General features: G+C 72.4%; 15 protein-coding genes and 1 pseudogene. 9 read left to right on the top strand and 7 right to left on the bottom strand.

Annotated elements, in window-relative coordinates; genetic code table 11:
* Positions 1 to 62 precede the first annotated feature (62 nt).
* Positions 63 to 1,034 (top strand): ArsR/SmtB family transcription factor, encoded by a 972-nt coding sequence (locus ACMATS_RS35550; RefSeq protein ID WP_414170321.1) that lies wholly within the window; start codon positions 63 to 65, stop codon positions 1,032 to 1,034.
* A 48-nt stretch (positions 1,035 to 1,082) separates the two neighbouring features.
* On the opposite strand, the pseudogene ACMATS_RS35545 reads toward ACMATS_RS35550, so the two are convergent.
* From ACMATS_RS35545 to ACMATS_RS35525, 5 genes and pseudogenes are all read right to left on the bottom strand, one after another.
* Positions 1,083 to 1,706, bottom strand: a pseudogene (locus ACMATS_RS35545) (alpha/beta fold hydrolase); the annotation flags it as partial.
* Between the two features lie 121 nt (positions 1,707 to 1,827).
* Positions 1,828 to 2,517: a ribonuclease H family protein gene (locus ACMATS_RS35540; RefSeq protein ID WP_390775255.1), complete on the bottom strand. Its 690-nt coding sequence runs from the start codon at positions 2,515 to 2,517 to the stop codon at positions 1,828 to 1,830.
* 94 nt (positions 2,518 to 2,611) lie between these two features.
* A complete protein-coding gene (locus tag ACMATS_RS35535; RefSeq protein WP_391157054.1) occupies positions 2,612 to 3,343 on the bottom strand; it encodes a transglycosylase SLT domain-containing protein in 732 nt (243 codons plus the stop codon).
* 268 nt (positions 3,344 to 3,611) lie between these two features.
* Complete coding sequence (locus tag ACMATS_RS35530) at positions 3,612 to 4,976, bottom strand: cytochrome P450 (RefSeq protein WP_390775257.1); 1,365 nt, start codon at positions 4,974 to 4,976, stop codon at positions 3,612 to 3,614.
* Positions 4,977 to 5,005: 29 nt separating this feature from the next.
* A complete protein-coding gene (locus ACMATS_RS35525; protein ID WP_414170320.1) occupies positions 5,006 to 6,163 on the bottom strand; it encodes a DUF5005 domain-containing protein in 1,158 nt (385 codons plus the stop codon).
* A 206-nt stretch (positions 6,164 to 6,369) separates the two neighbouring features.
* Between ACMATS_RS35525 and ACMATS_RS35520 the strand changes: the two genes are divergently transcribed.
* The 3 genes from ACMATS_RS35520 to ACMATS_RS35510 all read left to right on the top strand — a co-directional run bounded on the left by ACMATS_RS35520 (position 6,370) and on the right by ACMATS_RS35510 (position 10,023).
* Entirely contained in the window at positions 6,370 to 7,803 is a 1,434-nt protein-coding gene (locus tag ACMATS_RS35520; protein ID WP_391157062.1) for a glutamate decarboxylase, read from the top strand.
* Between the two features lie 10 nt (positions 7,804 to 7,813).
* Positions 7,814 to 8,683 carry a class II glutamine amidotransferase gene (locus ACMATS_RS35515; protein WP_414170319.1) on the top strand — a complete coding sequence of 290 codons (870 nt, stop codon included), beginning with the start codon at positions 7,814 to 7,816 and terminating at the stop codon, positions 8,681 to 8,683.
* 71 nt (positions 8,684 to 8,754) lie between these two features.
* Complete coding sequence (locus ACMATS_RS35510) at positions 8,755 to 10,023, top strand: DUF418 domain-containing protein (protein WP_414170318.1); 1,269 nt, start codon at positions 8,755 to 8,757, stop codon at positions 10,021 to 10,023.
* Here ACMATS_RS35510 and ACMATS_RS35505 read toward each other — a convergent pair.
* Entirely contained in the window at positions 10,001 to 10,849 is an 849-nt protein-coding gene (locus ACMATS_RS35505; RefSeq protein WP_414170317.1) for an SDR family NAD(P)-dependent oxidoreductase, read from the bottom strand. The two genes, ACMATS_RS35510 and ACMATS_RS35505, sit on opposite strands and share 23 nt — an antisense overlap.
* An 81-nt stretch (positions 10,850 to 10,930) precedes the next feature.
* Between ACMATS_RS35505 and ACMATS_RS35500 the strand changes: the two genes are divergently transcribed.
* Positions 10,931 to 11,395: a MarR family winged helix-turn-helix transcriptional regulator gene (locus tag ACMATS_RS35500; RefSeq protein WP_390775263.1), complete on the top strand. Its 465-nt coding sequence runs from the start codon at positions 10,931 to 10,933 to the stop codon at positions 11,393 to 11,395.
* 110 nt (positions 11,396 to 11,505) lie between these two features.
* A complete protein-coding gene (locus ACMATS_RS35495) occupies positions 11,506 to 12,612 on the top strand; it encodes an AI-2E family transporter (protein ID WP_390775264.1) in 1,107 nt (368 codons plus the stop codon).
* 104 nt (positions 12,613 to 12,716) lie between these two features.
* Here ACMATS_RS35495 and ACMATS_RS35490 read toward each other — a convergent pair whose 3' ends face one another.
* The gene (locus ACMATS_RS35490) at positions 12,717 to 13,943 is read right to left on the bottom strand and encodes an RNA-guided endonuclease InsQ/TnpB family protein (RefSeq protein WP_414170316.1); all 1,227 of its coding nucleotides are present in this window, start codon (positions 13,941 to 13,943) and stop codon (positions 12,717 to 12,719) included.
* Positions 13,944 to 14,607: 664 nt separating this feature from the next.
* Here ACMATS_RS35490 and ACMATS_RS35485 point away from each other — a divergent pair.
* The 3 genes from ACMATS_RS35485 to ACMATS_RS35475 all read left to right on the top strand — a co-directional run bounded on the left by ACMATS_RS35485 (position 14,608) and on the right by ACMATS_RS35475 (position 17,242).
* A complete protein-coding gene (locus tag ACMATS_RS35485; protein WP_414170315.1) occupies positions 14,608 to 15,963 on the top strand; it encodes an OFA family MFS transporter in 1,356 nt (451 codons plus the stop codon).
* Positions 15,960 to 16,070, top strand: a complete 111-nt coding sequence (locus tag ACMATS_RS35480; RefSeq protein WP_414170314.1) for an MFS transporter small subunit — start codon at positions 15,960 to 15,962, stop codon at positions 16,068 to 16,070. Before ACMATS_RS35485 ends, ACMATS_RS35480 begins: the two co-directional genes overlap by 4 nt.
* A 158-nt stretch (positions 16,071 to 16,228) precedes the next feature.
* On the top strand, positions 16,229 to 17,242 hold the full coding sequence (locus ACMATS_RS35475) for an SMP-30/gluconolactonase/LRE family protein (protein WP_414170313.1): 1,014 nt from the start codon (positions 16,229 to 16,231) through the stop codon (positions 17,240 to 17,242).
* Positions 17,243 to 17,252: the final 10 nt, after the last annotated feature.

Raw genomic sequence — 17,252 nt, 5'->3', positions numbered from 1 at the left:
GGGAGAACGGGCGATCGTTGAGGCCCTGACCGAAATGCTGGCGCTGCACGCCGGGGAGACCAGTGATCCGGATCCACTTCACGGCCGCCGACTTCGCGCAGGTCCGGTTCGCTCCGCGCCCGGCCCCGATGCAGGAGCTGAACACGGCCCTGATGATGCTGGTCCACCGGCACGACGAGCTGCTCTTCGGCCGCTGGCGACGGCGGTTGCTGCGTTCCCTGCCCGACTCGGCTCTGCCGCTGGCCGATCTGGTCCCGGGGGCGCAAGCCCCCTGCTTCCTCGACGTGTTCGACGACAGCCTGGAGGAGGGCCTGCACACCGTCCGGACCACGGACCCGGATCTGGTGCGCTCCGAACTCGAGCGGGTCCGCACCGGGCACGCGGTGCCCGCCCCGGCGTGGGTCCGCGATCTGCACCGGGGGGATGCCGGTGCGTGGCAACCACTGCTCCGCGCCCAGCAGACGGCGTTCGAGACCGTGGTGCGTCCCGTGTGGTGCCTCGTGCAGGACCTGCACCGGGCGGAGTTCGCGCGCCATGCGCTGACCGTCGCCGAGCACGGCATCGGCACCGGACTCGCCACGCTCGTCCCCGGATCCCGACTGTGCGGGAACGTCTGGGAGTTCGAGGGTCCCGTCCGGCAGGACATCCGGCTGGACGGCCGTGGCCTGCTGCTCCTGCCCACGTTCCACTGGACCGGCCGGCCCCTCGTCGCCGATCCGCCCGGCCGTCCGGCCGCCGTGACCTACGCGGCCGGTCCGGGCCTGCCGCTCGCGCCGGACGGGACCGGCGGAACGGACGAGGCGCTGGCCGGTGTGCTGGGGCGGACCCGCTTCGCGATGCTGCTCCTGCTCGCGGAGGAGCACACCACCAGCGGGCTCGCCCGGCGGCTGGGGGTCAGCAACGCGACCTGCTCAGCCCACGCGGCCGCGCTGCGCGGCGCGGGCCTGATCACGACCGTCCGCGCAGGACGGGCCGTGCTGCACCGGCGCACTGCCGTGGGGAGTCTGCTGCTCCAGCGGCGCGGGGAGCGCTGACGGGTCCGGGCCGCGCAGGAACTCCGAGACCTGAGCGGTGAATTGCTCCGGTGCCGCCGCGTGGATCAGGTGCCCCACCGGGACGGTCACGCACCGCGCATCCGGAATGCGGCGGGCCAGCTCGGCAACACGCTCCTGCGGAAGGTGGCTTCGCGGGCCGCCGCCCAGGACGAGGGTGCGCGCGGAGATCCTGCCCAGATCCGCGAGCCAGCGCGGATCCGGCTCGTCGATCTGGCGCCGCACGGCGAGCACCATGTCCCAGTCGAAGGCGAGCTCCCCCTCCGGCCTGACCGGGACGCTCCGCTCACGGGGCAGCGGGGCGGCGACGTCCTCCAGGACCAGCCGCCGCACCCGCTCCGGGCACTTCGCCGCGACGAGACAGGCCACGAGCCCGCCCATCGAGTGGGCGACGACATCCACGCGCTCCAGCGCGAGGGCGTCCAGGAAGCCGAGGACGTCGTCCCGCATCAGCGGCAGCCCATAGGCGCCGGGCCAGTCGCTGCGGCCATGGCCGCGCAGATCGAGCGCGTACACGCGCCGGTCGCGGGCGAAGGCGGGCGCCACACCGTCCCAGTCCGCCGCGCCCTCCCCCAGGGCGTGCAGGAGGACGAGCGGCGGAGCGCCCGGCGGGCCGGAGACGCGGTGGGCCAGGCGGATGCCCCCGGCCTCCACGGAGGAGTGCTCGACAGAAGAGTGCTCGACGGGAGAGTGATCGTCCACGCGCCGAAGCTACCCGCCGGGCCGAACCGTCGGTCCCGTGTTCACCCGCAGCCGAACGGCCGGGGCCGGCCGGTCAGGCGGCGCAGAGCGGGTGGCCCCAGCCCTTGGGCCCCTTGGAGATCGACTCCCCGACCGCGTACGCCTGTCCGCACGGGCACCGGCCCGCGAACTTCGCCTTGATCGTCCCGGCGGGGCGGCCCGCCTTCGCCTTCGACGCGGTCCGCTTGGCCGGTGCGCCGGAGGAGCGCCGGGCCTCCGACGGAGCGGGCTGGGCCGGTACCGGCAGCGCGGCGTGCCCGTGGGACGTGCCCGCGGGCTCCTGGGCCACCGCGGCGTCGCTGGCGGCCTGGTCCGCGATGGCGTTCAGTGGATCGCCGTTCACCTGGTGTGCCGGCACGTAGACGAAGTCGACCGTGCGGCCGGTCAGCAGGGCGTCGATCCGGACGACGAGCTCGCGGTTGGCGACCGGTGAGCCGGAAGCGGTCTTCCAGCCCTTCCGCTTCCACCCCGGGAGCCACTTGGTCACCGCGTTCATCGCGTACTGCGAGTCCATGCGCACCTGGAGGGGCACGGCCGGGTCGGTGGCCTCCAGCAGCCGTTCCAGAGCCGTCAGCTCCGCGACGTTGTTGGTGGCCCTGCCCAGGGGGCCGGCCTCCCATCGCTGGGGAGCTCCCGCCGCGTCGGCGACGACCCAGGCCCAGGCCGCGGGTCCGGGATTGCCCTTCGAGGCCCCGTCGCAGGCGGCGATGATGTGTTCAGACATCCCCCGATCATGCCATTGGTCGCGGCCGCGCAGCGCAAGGGCGGCGGCACCCCGGTGGGGGTGCCGCCGCCCTTGTGTGTCTGTTTGACGACTCTTAGTAGGCGGAGTTGACGCTGTCCATGGAGCCGTACTTGTCGGCGGCGTAGTTGCAGGAGGCGACGATGTTGGCGACCGGGTCGTAGATGTCCCAGGAGGTGCCCTCGACGTGATACGCCTTGAAGGTCGGGTCGATGATCTGCAGCAGGCCCTTCGAGGGGATGCCGTTCTGGGCGTTGACGTCCCAGCCGTTGACCGCCTGGGGGTTGCCGGTCGACTCGCGCATGATGTTGCGCTTGATGCCCTCGTACGAGCCGGGGATGCCCTTGGCCTTCATGATGTCCAGCGCCTGGGTGATCCAGCCGTCCAGGTTGTTGCCATAGGCCTTGGGAGCCGGAGCAGCGGCCTCGGCCTTCTCGGCCTTGATCGGGGCGCGCTCGGTGGAACGGCTGGCGGCCTCCTTGGCGGCGCGCTCCTTGTCGGCCTTCGCCTTGGCGGCGGCAGTGGCGGCATCGGCGTCCGCCTTCTGCTTGGCCTCGACGGCGGCCTTGGCGGTGGCCGTGGCCTGGGTGGCGGCGGCGTCGGCCTGCTGGGTCAGCTCGTCCTGCTGCGTCTCACCGAAGGACTGCGCGTTCTGGGCCACCGTCTTCACGGCGGGGGCGGCGTTGGCCGTGCCGCCGCCGAGGGCGGCGAAGGCGACGGCGGCGATGCCGGTCGCGGCGATGCCTGCGGCGGAGAACTTGTGGGTCTTGGTGAGAGCGGTATAGCCGGAGGTGATGGTGGTGCGCATGAGCGAGCTGATCCTTCCAATCGCGAAGTCGCAGTGGCCGTCATTGGCGCGGATGAAGCGCCGCGTCTCTTTCGACGGCGCCGTGCGACTCGGCAATTGTTAGCGGCGGGAAAATCCGCTGGCAAAGGTGTGACCTACTACCGGACGTCGTTACGCACACCCGCCGAATAGCCCGGAAATGTCCGCTTCAGGCCTTTGGTCCTCTACGAAGCGCCATCGCACGTGACCTGGCTCTCATGGGCGGGCTCACACGGGACCCCTTGATCGCTCACTCCGAGCAGCCGCCCGGTGACACATTTCCGAAGGCTCCGAGGCGGCCGACGGGCCCCCGCGGCTCGGCCGTCATCGGCAGGGCGTCGGGGCGCAGGACGTTGCTGCGGACGCACCGGATGCGGTGCTCCGGCACCGGCCGCAGCCGCCAGGCGCCGGCGATGGTGCACAGGGCGAGCGTGGCGTGGGCCGTGCCGAGGGAGCTTCCGATGCACTGGTGGTCGCCCGCCCCGAAGGGCAGGAAGGCGCCGCGGGGCAGCGTCCTGGCGCGGCCGGGCAGCCACCGGTCCGGGTCGAAGCGCAGCGGGTCGGGGTAGAGGTCCGGGTGCCGGTGCAGGGCGTGGGGGCAGAAGGCGACGTCCGCCCCCTGCGGCACCCGGTAGCCGGCGAGGTCCAGCTCGCGCAGGGCGCGGCGCCCCACCAGCGGCGGTGCGGCGAGCCGCAGCACCTCGGTGACGACCCGGCCGGCGTACGGCAGGCGGGCCAGGTCCTCGTGGCGTGCGGGACGTCCGCCCAGGACTTCGTCGGTCTCCTCCTGGAGCCGGTGCTCCACGTAGGGGTGACGGCCCAGTTCGTGGCAGGCCCAGGCGAGGATCATGCCGGTCGCGACGGCCCCGGCGACCAGCATCTCCAGGGCCTGGTCGAGGACTTGGCGCCGTGACAGCCGCTCGCGGGTGGTCCGGTCGCGGACCTGCGCCAGGACACCGAGCAGGCCGGCCGGTGCGCCGCCCGGGGGCGGGAGCGTGTCGATCGCGTGGACGAGCATCCGCCGCAGCAGGGCGGCGGCGCAGCGGTGCCGCCGCCGGACCGGGGCCGGGGCCCGCGAGAAGAGCCCGGTCTCCTCGGCCGCTCCCCGGTCGACGTCCAGGATCCGGCGGGCGGGGTCCGAGACGGGCATGCGGGCCGGCCGCACCCCCGTCAGGACGCACCACATGGCCTCGGCCGCGCAGGCGACGGACTCGTGGACCATGTCGACCGGCCGTCCCGGGCTCCAGTTCGCGGCGAGGCGCGCGGCCACCGGCCCGATGACGTCGGCGTGGCAGGCCATCAGCTCGTGCCGGAAGGCGGGTTGCAGCATCCGGCGCCGCGCCCGGTGGGCGGGGCCCGCCGTGCCCAGCAGCGCCTCGCCGAACAGCCGGCCCGGCCCGTCCTCGTACACCCGGCACAGCGCGTCCCCTTCGAGGGCGAGCGCCTGGCGGACCGGCTCCGGCTCGGTGAGCAGGTAGAGGTCCCGCGGCCCCAGCCGCAGCCGCTGGACCGGCCCCGCCCCGGCGCACGAGGCGAGCAGGCCGGGCAAGTCCTTGAGGAGCGGCCGCACATGGCCGAGCACGGCACGCGCACCGGGAGCGACGGGCGGTTTCATCCGGCGAAGCTACCCCTCGCGGGAGGCGGTCAAGCACTCTGCCGGTGTCCGGAGGGTGTGAGCGTGATGCGCAGGAAGCGCGGCCGGTAGAGGTCCGCGCGGCGGACGACGTCCTGCGGGTCGAGGCTGTTGACGTTGTACGAGACGACGAGCTCCCCGCGGCGTTCCAGCTCGGGGTGCTCGTGCGGGTTGTAGGCGATGACGTTCGCGTTGCGGTAAGTGCCGTACGGTCCCGCTTCCGGCGCCCTGTACACCGTCCGCGCGCGGCCGAACGGGCCGAACGGCGTGCGGGACCAGGCCACTTGGAGCTCCGCGCTGAACGGCTGGTCCGCCCGCTGCGTGAGCAGGGCGTACCAGGGGCCGTGCCGGACGACGCTGAGCTCGTCGGAGGTGAGCAGGGCTGCACCGCCGGGCCCGGTCAGCCGGGCCGCGTCCGCTTCGCGGGCGGACCAGGTGCCGCGGGCCGTCCGGTACTGCCAGGGCCGGCGCAGGTCGGTGCCGGTGACGCGGGCCAGGTGCAGGAAGTTGCCGCCGGAGGGCGCCCGTTCGGTGCCGTAGACGTAGGTGTGCCCGTCCTGCCGGGACAGCCAGGCGCCCCAGGCGATGCGGGCGGACGAGGGCAGGGGGGTGACCGACACCGGCCGGTCGAGCCGGCCGGTGCGGAACCGGGCCAGTGCGTTGCCGCGCCAGGCGATGTCCAACGGGCCCGCGCCGGTGAGCTCGTAGCGTGCGTAGACGACCTCCACCGTGCCGGGGCCGTCCGTGGTGCCGGCCCGGGCCCAGTACCAGCCGGACGGGGGCGCGACGAGGGACGTGGGGCCGCCGTCCCGGTCGTGCCCGGCGACCGTGTGGGGGCCGGAGCGGTTCCAGAGCACAAAGGTGTTGTGGACGAAGGGCGTCGGGGTCCGCGAGCCGTCGGGGTGCACGGTGCCGAGGAACGTGTCGGAGAAGAGCCAGAGTTCACCGGCGGCCGTCGGCACGGAGTAGGTGCTGTCGCCGCCCGTCCAGTGGGCGGGCGCGGCGCTCCGGGCGGCGTATCCGCGGAACGCCTCGTCCAGCGCGGTGTCGGGCCGGACGTGCGACAGCGCGGGCGGCTCCGCGACCGGCGCGGGGGCGGCGGGCGGGGCGAACGCGCAGAGCAGGGCGAGCAGGGCGGATGCCGCCGTTTTCAGCGGGAACTTTCGCACGGAATTCCCAACGAGCGGGACGTACCCGCCGTTTCCCTCTCCGGTGCCCACAGGCCCGGAACCCGGTGCAACGGGAGCCCGGGGAGCTCCCGTAGGTACAGGCTGGGTGTCGCGATGCCGCAAGGCGACCCTCCCCGGCGCGGTGAACGCCGCCGCTGCGGGGTAGGCGGCAGGGGCGCCTGATTCCCTGGGAGAGGACGTCGACGATGGCCCTGAAGCATCCCCGCCACCACCGCCGTGCCGCCCGCGACGTGGAGATCAATCCGGTCTTCACCCGGGAGCCGGTCCACGTGCCCCGGCACGCCCTGCCGCGCGGGGAGATGGGGCCGGACACCGCGTACCAGATCGTGCGCGACGAGCTGATGCTGGACGGCAACGCCCGGCTGAACCTGGCGACGTTCGTCTCCACGTGGGCCGAGCCGCAGGCGCTGCGGCTGATGGCCGAGTGCGCCGAGAAGAACATGATCGACAAGGACGAGTACCCGCAGACGGCGGAGCTGGAGACCCGCTGCGTGCACATGCTGGCCCGGCTGTGGAACGCCCCGGACCCGCACCGCGCGGTCGGCTGCTCGACGACCGGTTCGAGCGAGGCGGCGATGCTCGCGGGCCTGGCGCTCAAGCGCCGCTGGCAGCACCGGCGCCGCGCCGAGGGCGCCCCGGCCGACCGGCCGAACCTGGTGATGGGCATCAACGTCCAGGTCTGCTGGGAGAAGTTCGCCGACTACTTCGAGGTCGAGCCCCGGTACGTGCCGATGGAGGGCGACCGCTACCGCCTCGACGCACCGACCGCCGTCGCGCTCTGCGACGAGAACACCATCGGCGTGGTCACGGTGCTCGGTTCCACCTTCGACGGCAGTTATGAGCCGGTTGCCGACATCGCCGCCGCGCTGGACGACCTGCAGGCGCGCACCGGCATCGACGTGCCGGTGCACGTCGACGGCGCCTCGGGGGCGATGATCGCCCCGTTCCTCGACCCCGGACTGTGCTGGGACTTCCGGCTGCCGCGCGTGGCCTCGGTCAACACTTCCGGGCACAAGTACGGGCTGGTGATGCCCGGAGTCGGCTGGGCGCTGTGGCGGGACAAGGACGCGCTGCCGGACGACCTGGTCTTCCACGTCAACTACCTGGGCGGGGACATGCCGACCTTCGCCCTGAACTTCTCCCGCCCCGGCGCCCAGGTGGTCGCCCAGTACTACAACTTCCTGCGGCTCGGCCACGAGGGCTACCGGCGGGTCCAGCAGACGTGTCGGGACGTCGCGGTGCGCCTGGCGACGGAGATCTCCAAGCTCGGCGCCTTCGAGCTGATCACCGACGGCAGCCAGACGCCGGTGTTCGCCTTCCGGGTGCGCGAGGGCACCGAGGCGTTCACCGTCTACGACGTCTCCGCCGCCCTGCGGGAGCGGGGCTGGCTGGTACCGGCCTACACCTTTCCGCAGAACCGTACCGATCTGGCCGTCTTGCGCATCGTCGTCCGCAACGGCTTCAGTCATGATCTCGCCGATCTGCTGCTGGACGACCTGCGCCGGGTCCTGCCCCGGCTCGCCGGCCAGGACAGGCCCTACCGTGGAGAGGACGACGCGGGCGCCTTCGCGCACGGCGCCGAGACCAAGTGCCCGCGGGCCCCGGGACCCCACGAGTGAGGAGCCCCCGATGTGCCGTCTGTTCGGCCTGAGCAGCGCTCCCCGGCGCGTGCGCGCCACGTTCTGGCTGCTGGACGCGCCCGACAGCCTCAGCGTCCAGAGCCGGCACGAGCCCGACGGCACGGGGCTCGGCCACTTCGCGGCCGACGGGAGCCCGGTGGTCCGCAAGGCGCCGCTGGCCGCCTGGCAGGACCGGGAGTTCGCCCAGGAGGCGCGGCAGGTGGAGTCGACGGCGTTCGTCGCGCACATCCGCTTCGCCTCCACCGGCGGTCTGCAGGAGCGCAACACGCATCCGTTCGTGCAGGACGGACGGCTGTTCGCGCACAACGGGGTGATCGAGGGGCTGGACGCACTGGACGCCGAACTCGGCGCGGACCGGGCCCGGGTGCTGGGCGACACCGACTCCGAGCGGTTCTTCGCTCTGGTGACCCGGGAGATCCGGGCCCGCGGCGGGGACGTCGCGGCCGGGATCGAGCACGCGGCCCGGTGGGCTTCCGGGCACCTGCCCGTCTACGCCCTCAACCTGGTCCTCGCCACGGCGGACGGGCTGTGGGCGCTGCGGTATCCGGACACCCACGAGCTGTACGTGCTGGAGCGCCCCGCGGGGGGCCATCACGGCCGCCGGCACCTGGACCACAGCGGCACCGCGGGCCGGCTGCGGGTGCATTCGCAGGACCTGGCCCACTCCCCCGCGGTCGTGGTCGCCAGCGAGCGCATGGACGACAGCCCGCACTGGCGGCCGATGCAGCCCGGCGAACTGCTGTACGCGGGCCCCGGCCAGGAGGTCACCCGCCGTGTGGTGCTGCCCGAGGAGCCCCGGCACCGGCTGGCGCTCGCGGACCTGCGACCGGAGGCGGCCGCCTCGCAGCATGCGGCCTGACGCCCATAAGTGTGAGGCAAATTAAACGCAAGACCCTGCCGACGGTAACCTCGGTCACCGACCCTGGAGAGATGTCACAGAACATATCAACGGCAGCCCTCCCGGCTCCTTCCCCTGCCCGCGCGGGGAACGGTGCGGGTCGCCGCACGGGGGCGGGACGGCTGGTCGGCGTGGATCTGGCCCGGGGACTGGCGGTCTTCGGGATGTTCGCCGCCCACGTCGGCCCGGACCCGTCCACCGGGGGGATCACCGGATTCCTGATGGAGCTGTCGCACGGCCGGGCGTCCGCGCTGTTCGCCGTGCTGGCCGGGTTCTCGCTCGTGCTGATGACCGGCCGGCGGGTGCCGAAGACCGGCCGTGACGGGCAGGTCGCCGTCGCCCGGATCCTGATCCGCTCCGCCGTGCTGCTCGTGCTCGGCACGGCGCTGACCATGACGGGTACGCAGGTCGAGGTGATCCTCGCCTACTACGGGCTGTACTTCGCCCTCGCCCTGCCGCTGTACCGGCTGCGGGCGCGCACCCTGGCGTGGCTGGCGGCCGGCGCGACGCTGGTGCTGCCGCAGGCGCTGTACCTGGTGCAGGACTCCATCAGCACCGGCACCTGGGCCGAGCGGGTCGCCGCGCACGATCCGCTGGCCCGGATCAGCGGCACGGACGGGCTCGTCGACCTGTTCTTCACCGGCAGCTATCCGGTGCTGACATGGATGCCGTTCGTACTGGCCGGCATGGCGGTCGCCCGGCTCGACCTGGGCTCGCGCGCGGTGCTCGGGCGGCTGGCCGTCGCGGGCGGTGCGCTGGCGCTGCTCGGCTACGGCGGCTCCTGGCTGGCGCTGAACCTGTTCCGCAGCATCTCGGCCGCCGTCGGGGCGGTGGGCGACGGGCCGGTGATGTCGGCCTGGTGGTCGGACGCGGTGGGCGACCCGACGGGCGACACCCCCGCCTGGCTGCTGGTGGCCGCACCGCACAGCGAGACCACCCCGTCCATCCTCGGCAACGCCGGGGTCGCGATCGTGGTGCTCGCGGCCTGCATCGCGGCGGCCGACGCCCTGCCGCGCTTCCGGCGGGCGGTCTGGCCCGTCGTCGCGGTCGGCAGGATCTCGCTGACGGCCTACGTCCTGCACATCGCCGCCATCTGGGCCCTGGGCATCGGGGACGTGCCCGGCTCCCCGCTGCCGGTGCTGCTCGGCTTCGTCGCGGCGTTCATGCTGCTGGCCGTCATCTGGCTGCGTTACTTCGAGCGGGGCCCGCTGGAGTACCTGATGAACAAGGCCACGGGGATCGCCCGGCTCGTCCCCGAGAGTCCGGAAGCACAGCCGGTCAGGACGTCCAGTCCGCAGTGAGGGCCTGCACCGCGGAGCCGTCGGGGTCGGAGAGCTTGATGCCGACGAACTCGCGGGCCCAGTCGGAGGTCTGCACCCGGAAGGGCGGCCGCTCCGCGGTGAGGACGTCCATGACGGCGACGGCCGCCTCGTCCGGGGTCTGTGCGGCGCCGAAGGCCTTCACGGTGCGGTCGATGTAGGCCTGCAGGGCGGGGGCGTACGGGCCTGCCGCGTCCAGCATCGCGGGCACGTCCAGGTCCACGTTCGCCACGAACTCGCTGGCCACCGCGCCCGGTTCGACCACCGAGACGCCGACACCGACGGTGGCGGCCACCGGGGCCAGCGACTCCATGAAGCCCTCGGCGGCGAACTTGGCCGCGCAGTAGGCCTCGTTGAAGGGCTGTCCGACGACGCCGCCGACGCTCGTCACGGTGACGACCCGGCCGCCGGAGGCGCGCAGGTGCGGCATGGCGGCCCGGGTGACCTCGACGACGCCGAAGAAGTTGACCTCCATCGCGGCCCGTACCGCGTCGACGGTGCTCTGCTCGATCGTGCCGAGCTGCCCGGCGCCGGCGTTGTTGACGACCGCGTCCAGGCGGCCGTGCGCGGCGACAGCCGCCTCCACGCAGGCGGCGACCGAGGCGGGGTCGGTGACATCGAGGCGCTCGACGTGGATGCGGTCCCCCGCTCCGGCGTCGGCGGCGGCCGCGCGCAGCGCCCCGGCCTTGGCGGTGTCGCGCATGGTGGCGACGACGGTCCATCCGGCGCGGGCGGCGGCCACGGCGGTGGCCAGTCCGATCCCCGAGGAGGTGCCGGTGATCAGGACGGTCTTGGCGGTGGTGGTCATGGGTCTCTCCTGCGAGCCTGGGAATGTGTGTGCACACACTAATATTGCGTGCACACACACGCAACCCCGTAGACTGCCCCCATGGCGCGCACCGACATCACCCTGGGAGAACTGACCGCCCGCGACCACGCGTTCTACGGCCTGGTGTGGGCCGGCACGACGCTGAGCGCCCGGGTCGACCAGGCGCTGATGCGGGCCCACGACCTCCCGCTGTCCTGGTTCGAGGTCATGTTGTGGCTGCGCGGCCAGAGCGAGCCCGTCGCCGCGTCCGACCTCGGCGCCAAGACCCTGCTCAGCCGCAGCCAGGTCTCCCGCGTCGTGGACGCCCTGCAGGCGCGCGGCCTGGTCGCCCGCGTCCCCTCCCCCACCGACGCCCGGTCCGTGCGGATCGCCCTCACCGACTCCGGCCGGCAGACCTTCGCCGCGGCGGACACCACGCGCCGGGAGGCCCTGGCCGAGGTGTTCGACGACCGCCTCGACGACGGCGACATCCAGGCGCTGGAGACCGTCTGGGCCAAGCTCAAGCAGCCGCCGCCCGCGCCCTGACCGGCCCCGGCACTCGTCCCAGCAGGTGGTCTTGCCGGGCGAGCGATGCACCGCACCGTCGGCAGGGTACGTAGGGCCTGTCCGATGGGTCGGTGATCGAAGAGGACGGCATGCCGGCAAGCAACGGTCCGGAAGGCGCCGGCGGAGCCGGCCGCCCCCGGGAGCCCCGTGCGGAACGCGGGCTGCGGGTGCGGCCGGTGTCCTCGTGGTGCGCGGCCGGCTTCAGCGCCGGACTGGGTCTGACGCTGGCCTACCTGGCCGTGCAGACCGTGCTGCGGATCAGCGGCATCCTCACGCTCCTGCTGCTGGCCCTGTTCGTGGCGATCAGCCTGGAGCCGCTGGTGGCCGGGCTGGCCCGGCGCCGGATGGGCCGGGGGTGGGCGGTGACCCTGGTCGTCATCGGCCTGCTGGCGATCCTGGCCGGGTTCCTCGCCCTGGTCATCCCCCCGGTCTCCGACGAGGTCGCCTCGCTCGTCCACACCCTCCCGACGTGGCTCGACCAGCTGCACGACCACCACTCCTTCCTCGGCCGCCTGGAGGACCGCTACCACCTCGTCTCCAAGGCCCGCCGCCAGTTCGGCTCCGACCTGGGCAAGGCCGTCGTCGGCGGGCTCCTGGGCGCCGGCCACGTCGTCATCAACGCCGTCACCGGCACCGCACTGGTCGTCGTGCTGACCGTCTACTTCATGGTCGGCATGGAGCAACTGAAGCAGTTCGCCTACCGGTTCGTCCCGCTCAGCCGCCGCGCCGGGGCGACACAGCTCACCGAGGAGATCCTGCTGCGCGTCGGGCGGTACATGCTCGGCAACGTCGTCACCTCGGCCATCGCCGGACTCGCCACGTTCTTCTGGTGCATCGGGTTCGACGTGCCGTACGCGGCGGCGCTCGGCATCTTCGTCGCGCTGATGGACATGATCCCCGTCATCGGATCGACTATCGGCGGCATCGTCGTCAGCCTCGTCGCCCTCTCGGTGTCCTTCCCGATCGCCGTCGGCACGGCGTGCTTCTACACCGGCTTCCGGCTCGCCGAGGACTACCTGATCATGCCGAAGGCGATGCGCTACGCCGTCAACGTGCACCCCATCGTCACGGTCGTCGCCGTGGTGGTCGGCGGCGGCCTGCTCGGCATCGTCGGGGCGCTCATCGCCATTCCGGTCGCCGTGGGCATCGGCATCGTGCTGGACGACTCGGTGTTCCCACGGATCGATGCGGCGTGAGGCAAGTTGAGGTCCACGCGCCACGGACGAGGTGGATTCTGCGGAATTGACTGCTCCCCCCGGCTGAAGCCGGGGGATGCCGGCTTCCGTGGTTCCGTGAGGATTCACGGCTCAGGTGGTCTTACGCCCTCAGCGCCGTCCGGGGTCAGACCAGCCCGGACCAGCATCACGCGGGCGGAGTTCTTGTCCCTGGGGGACACGGCTCCGCACACGGTGCAGGCATACGTTCTCTGCGAGAGAGGAAGTGCGTGCTTGGTTCTCGCTCCGCACCTTGCACAGTCCATCGTGGTGTGCGCGGGGTGCACCAGCCGCACGTCCCGCGCATGCTTGCGGCCCATCTCGACCAGAGCCGCCTTGGTGGCCGAGATGGCGGCATCCGCGGCCTTGCGGGCCATGGTGGTCCTGGCGAGGAACTTCGGCCGGAAGTCCTCCACAGCAACGGCGTCGTGGTCGCGCATCACAGACTTCGCCCACTTGCGGGCGGTGTCCTGACGCTGCCGGGCCACCTTCTTGTACAGCTTGGCTGCCTGTTCCCTGGCTTTGCGGTAACCCCGCGTCTGAGCCTTGCCCTTCGGGGCACGACGCCGAGCCATCTGCCGCTGGTAGTGCGCAAGACGCTTCGCGGCCTTCTTCCCGTACTCGGCGTGCGGAAGATCGTGCGCACCGGATGCAGTTGTCGCCGTCTCCCGGACGCCCCAATCCACACCGATCGCACGTCCAATTGCGGGCAGGGGTTCGATCTGAGCAGGGACGACAAAGCTCGCGTACCAGTGGCCGAGACTGTCCCGGTACACACGCGCCGAGGACGGCTCGGCGGGCAGCTCACGCGACCACACCACCGTCAGCACGATCCCGCCCGCGAGGTGCAGTCGGCCGTCTTTCAGGCGGAAACCTCGTCGGGTGTAGTTCAGACTTGGCCGGGCATCGCGCTTGCGCTTCCAGCGGGGCATCCCGGCCCGCCGATGCATGGGAAGCCCGTCCTTGATGTCCTTCAGCGCTTTCGTCCGCGCCTTGGCGAAGTCGCGGATGACCTGTTGCTGTGGCACCGAGGCGCCTTCAGCCAGCCACGGCGTCACACTTCGGGCCGTGGTCAACATCTTGTCAAGCCAGGCAGGGCCGCACGTCGGCTTCTCGCCGGTCGCCTTGCTCTGTTGGTGCACGGCCTTGGACTTGGCCACGCACTCGTTCCACACCCACCTGCAGCGCGCCCACTCCGTCTCCAGAGCAGTACGGGCGCCATTCGAGACACGAAGTCGGTAGGTGTACCGGGCACGTCCCGGATCCCCTGTCTTCACTTCCCCCGCCACGGATACCAACCTAGCAGGAAACATAAGGCAGTTGATTCCGATTGACTCCTATGGATACGCCTCACCTTTGGAGACGGCGGACGCCGAATCACCTCGCCCTGGCGGCGATTCGACTTTCCGCGCTCTGTTCCACAGGAGTCCGGCTCCTCCCTGTTCTGACAACCATGGCGTCTTCGGAGGAACCTGTTGACCTTGCCCGCCCTGCGAAAGCCTGAGGGCGGACGCGCGGGTCACTGATCCGCTTGGATACTCGCTCGGATACCGGCCGAGCGAGGGCCCTGTTTCATGCCCCTGGCTGTAATGCACACCACGGGCACAATGTCTGCACTGCACCTAAGCAGACACACGGTCAGCGTACCGACCCCGGCGCCGTCGCACTACCGAACGCCAAGAGCGCCCGGTACCACCTCCCGTATCCCCTACCGTCCTCGTATGACGGATCACGGCGACACCGACCGCTCCCAGCCAGTACAGGACATGTAGGGCGACACCGCGTCACCCGCACCCGTCCCGACACAGGACGACTCCGGGGACTTCGACCGCAGCCCCTCCGGTCGTCGGCCGGGACTGTGGCAGCGGCTGAAGGCCGCGTGGAACGGGGAGATCTAGCGCTGCGACCGACAGCCGGCCGTTCGGCCGACGGCTGGGCGCTCTTTCCAGCCGTGACCGGCCGCAGTACCGTCCGACCGTGCTCGCCCGCTCCCACATCGTCGCGCCGCCGGGGTGGAGCCGCTGGCTCGTGCCGCCCGCCGCGCTGTCCGTCCATCTCGCCATCGGCCAGGTCTACGCCTGGAGCGTCTTCAAACCGCCGCTGGAGTCCTCGCTCGGGCTCTCCGGCACCGCCTCCGCGCTGCCGTTCCAGGTGGCGATCGTGATGCTCGGCCTCTCCGCCGCCTTCGGCGGGACGCTCGTCGAACGGCACGGCCCGCGCCGGTCGATGCTCGTCGCGACCGTCTGTTTCTCGTCCGGTTTCCTGGTCGCCGCCCTCGGTGCGGCCACGCGCCAGTACGCGCTCGTCGTGGCCGGCTACGGCCTCCTCGGCGGCATCGGGCTGGGCATCGGCTACATCTCGCCGGTCTCGACGCTCATCCGGTGGTTCCCCGACCGCCCCGGCATGGCCACCGGCATCGCCATCATGGGCTTCGGCGGCGGCGCCCTCATCGCCTCCCCCTGGTCGGCCGCGCTGCTGTCGGCGTTCGGCGCGGACGCGCCGGGGATCGCGCGGACCTTCCTCGTCATGGGCCTCACCTACGCCGTCTTCATGACCCTCGGTGTCCTGCTGGTCCGCACCCCGCCCGGCACCTGGCAGCCGCCGAGGGCCGCGGCCGCGCCGCGCCCCCTGGTCACCACCGCGCGGGTGTCGGCCCGCAACGCCCTGCGCACCCCGCAGTTCTGGTGCCTGTGGGTCGTGCTGTGCACGAACGTGACCGCGGGCATCGGCATCCTCGAGAAGGCCGCACCGATGATCACGGACTTCTTCGCCGCGTCCTCCGCACCGGTCGGCACCGCCGCTGCCGCGGGCTTCGTCAGTCTGCTCTCGCTCGCCAACATGCTGGGCCGGATCGCCTGGTCCTCCGCCTCCGACCTGACCGGCCGCAAGAACGCCTACCGCCTCTACCTGGGCGCAGGAGCCCTGATGTACCTGCTCCTCGCCCTGTCCGGCGGCTCCTCCAAGCTCCTGTTCATCGCCTGCACCGCCGTCGTCCTCTCCTTCTACGGCGGCGGCTTCGCCACCGTCCCCGCCTATCTCAAGGACCTCTTCGGCACGCACCAGGTCGGCGCGATCCACGGGCGGCTGCTCACCGCCTGGTCCACTGCCGGGATCCTCGGCCCGCTCATCGTCAACGCCATTGCCGACGCGGGCAAGTCCGCGGGCCGCACCGGGCCCGCCCTCTACACCCCGTCGTTCGCCGTCATGATCGGGCTGCTGGCCGTGGGCTTCGCCGCCAACGAGTGCGTCCGCCCGGTCCACCCGCGCCACCACGAACCGCCCGACGACGGCGGACGGCCCGCTGCCCTGGAGGACGAGGGGGTGGCCCCGTGACGGCCTCCCGCAAGGTGCTGCTGGTGTTCGCCTGGCTGTGGGTGGGCGCCCCGTTCGCGTACGGAGTGTACGAACTCGTCCTCAAGCTGCGGCAGTTGTTCGCCTGATGGCCGTTGCCACGTGGCGGAAGCGGCCCCGCGGCGCCGCTGCCACCGAGTCCTTGCGGCTCCTTGACGCGCCGTCGGCCGCGAACCGGAAGCCGTGGGACCGCGGTGCAGGTATGTTCGCCTCGTCCACCCCCGCACGGCCCACGGAAGGCCCGCTCATGCTCCCGCAGAAGCCCGCCCTGCGCCCGGTCGTCTGGCAGCCGCCGGGCCGGCCCCCGCGGTCGCTCGTCAAGGTCAGCCGTCCGCCGCTGCCGCGTGTGCGCCGGCTGCCGCTGGGCGGGAAGGCGCCGGAGGACGTGCGGGTCGACGCCGCGGGCCGGGTGCTGACCGGGGTGGAGGACGGGCGGGTGCTGAGCGTGGACCCGATCAGCGGGCGGGTGGCCACGGTCACCGACACCGGCGGGCGGCCGCTCGGTCTGTGTCCGTTGCCCGACGGGCGGTTGCTGGTGTGCGACGCGGAGCGGGGGCTGCTGCGCACGGACCCCGCCTCGGGGCGCACCGAGACGCTGCTGCGCGAGGCGGCCGGGCGGCCGCTCACGGTGTGCAGCAATGTCGTGGCGGCTCCGGACGGCACCCTGTACGTCAGCGACGCCAGCCGACTGCCTCTGGAGCACTGGATGGGTGATCTGCTGGAGCACACGGGCAGCGGGCGGCTGATCCGGTACGAGCCCGGTACGGGCACCGCCGATGTGGTGCTCGACGGGCTGCAGTTCGCGAACGGCGTGGCGCTGGCCCTCGACGGTTCGTTCGTCGTGGTCGCCGAGACCGGTGCCTACCGGCTGACGCGGCTGTGGCTGACGGGCCCGAAGGCGGGGCGGCGCGAGCTGTTCGCCGAGCTTCCGGGGTTTCCGGACAACATCTCCACCGGGCCCGGCGGTCTGATCTGGGTGGCCATGACCGGTCCGCGGGAGCCGCTGCTCGACCTGCTGCACCGCACCCCTCCCGGCCTGCGTCGCGCCCTGTGGAAGCTGCCGACCGCCCTGTTCCCGGGGCCCCGACCCACGGCGTGGGTCATGGCCCTGGACGCCGACGGGCGCGTGGTGCACGACCTCCAGCGCCCGGCGGACGGCTACCGCTTCGTCACCAGCGTGTGCGAGCACGACGGCGTGCTGTACCTGGGGAGCCTGGTCGAGTCGTCCCTGGGCGTCGTCGGGCCGGTGCCGCAGTCCTGACGAGAGTCCC

This window comes from Streptoverticillium reticulum (genome assembly GCF_047456005.1).
GTDB classification, from domain to species: Bacteria; Actinomycetota; Actinomycetes; order Streptomycetales; family Streptomycetaceae; genus Streptomyces; species Streptomyces reticulum.
This window is presented reverse-complemented; position numbering and strand designations above follow the sequence as displayed.

Bases quoted from the DNA above. Each gene is read 5' to 3' on its own strand.
- ACMATS_RS35535 (WP_391157054.1), bottom strand. From the start codon at position 3,343: ATGCGCACCACCATCACCTCCGGCTATACCGCTCTCACCAAGACCCAC.
- ACMATS_RS35520 (WP_391157062.1), top strand. From the start codon at position 6,370: ATGGCCCTGAAGCATCCCCGCCACCACCGCCGTGCCGCCCGCGACGTG.
- ACMATS_RS35530 (WP_390775257.1), bottom strand. From the start codon at position 4,976: ATGAAACCGCCCGTCGCTCCCGGTGCGCGTGCCGTGCTCGGCCATGTG.
- ACMATS_RS35500 (WP_390775263.1), top strand. From the start codon at position 10,931: ATGGCGCGCACCGACATCACCCTGGGAGAACTGACCGCCCGCGACCAC.
- ACMATS_RS35475 (WP_414170313.1), top strand. From the start codon at position 16,229: ATGCTCCCGCAGAAGCCCGCCCTGCGCCCGGTCGTCTGGCAGCCGCCG.
- ACMATS_RS35495 (WP_390775264.1), top strand. From the start codon at position 11,506: ATGCCGGCAAGCAACGGTCCGGAAGGCGCCGGCGGAGCCGGCCGCCCC.
- ACMATS_RS35505 (WP_414170317.1), bottom strand. From the start codon at position 10,849: ATGACCACCACCGCCAAGACCGTCCTGATCACCGGCACCTCCTCGGGG.
- ACMATS_RS35510 (WP_414170318.1), top strand. From the start codon at position 8,755: ATGTCACAGAACATATCAACGGCAGCCCTCCCGGCTCCTTCCCCTGCC.
- ACMATS_RS35490 (WP_414170316.1), bottom strand. From the start codon at position 13,943: ATGTTTCCTGCTAGGTTGGTATCCGTGGCGGGGGAAGTGAAGACAGGG.
- ACMATS_RS35540 (WP_390775255.1), bottom strand. From the start codon at position 2,517: ATGTCTGAACACATCATCGCCGCCTGCGACGGGGCCTCGAAGGGCAAT.
- ACMATS_RS35515 (WP_414170319.1), top strand. From the start codon at position 7,814: ATGTGCCGTCTGTTCGGCCTGAGCAGCGCTCCCCGGCGCGTGCGCGCC.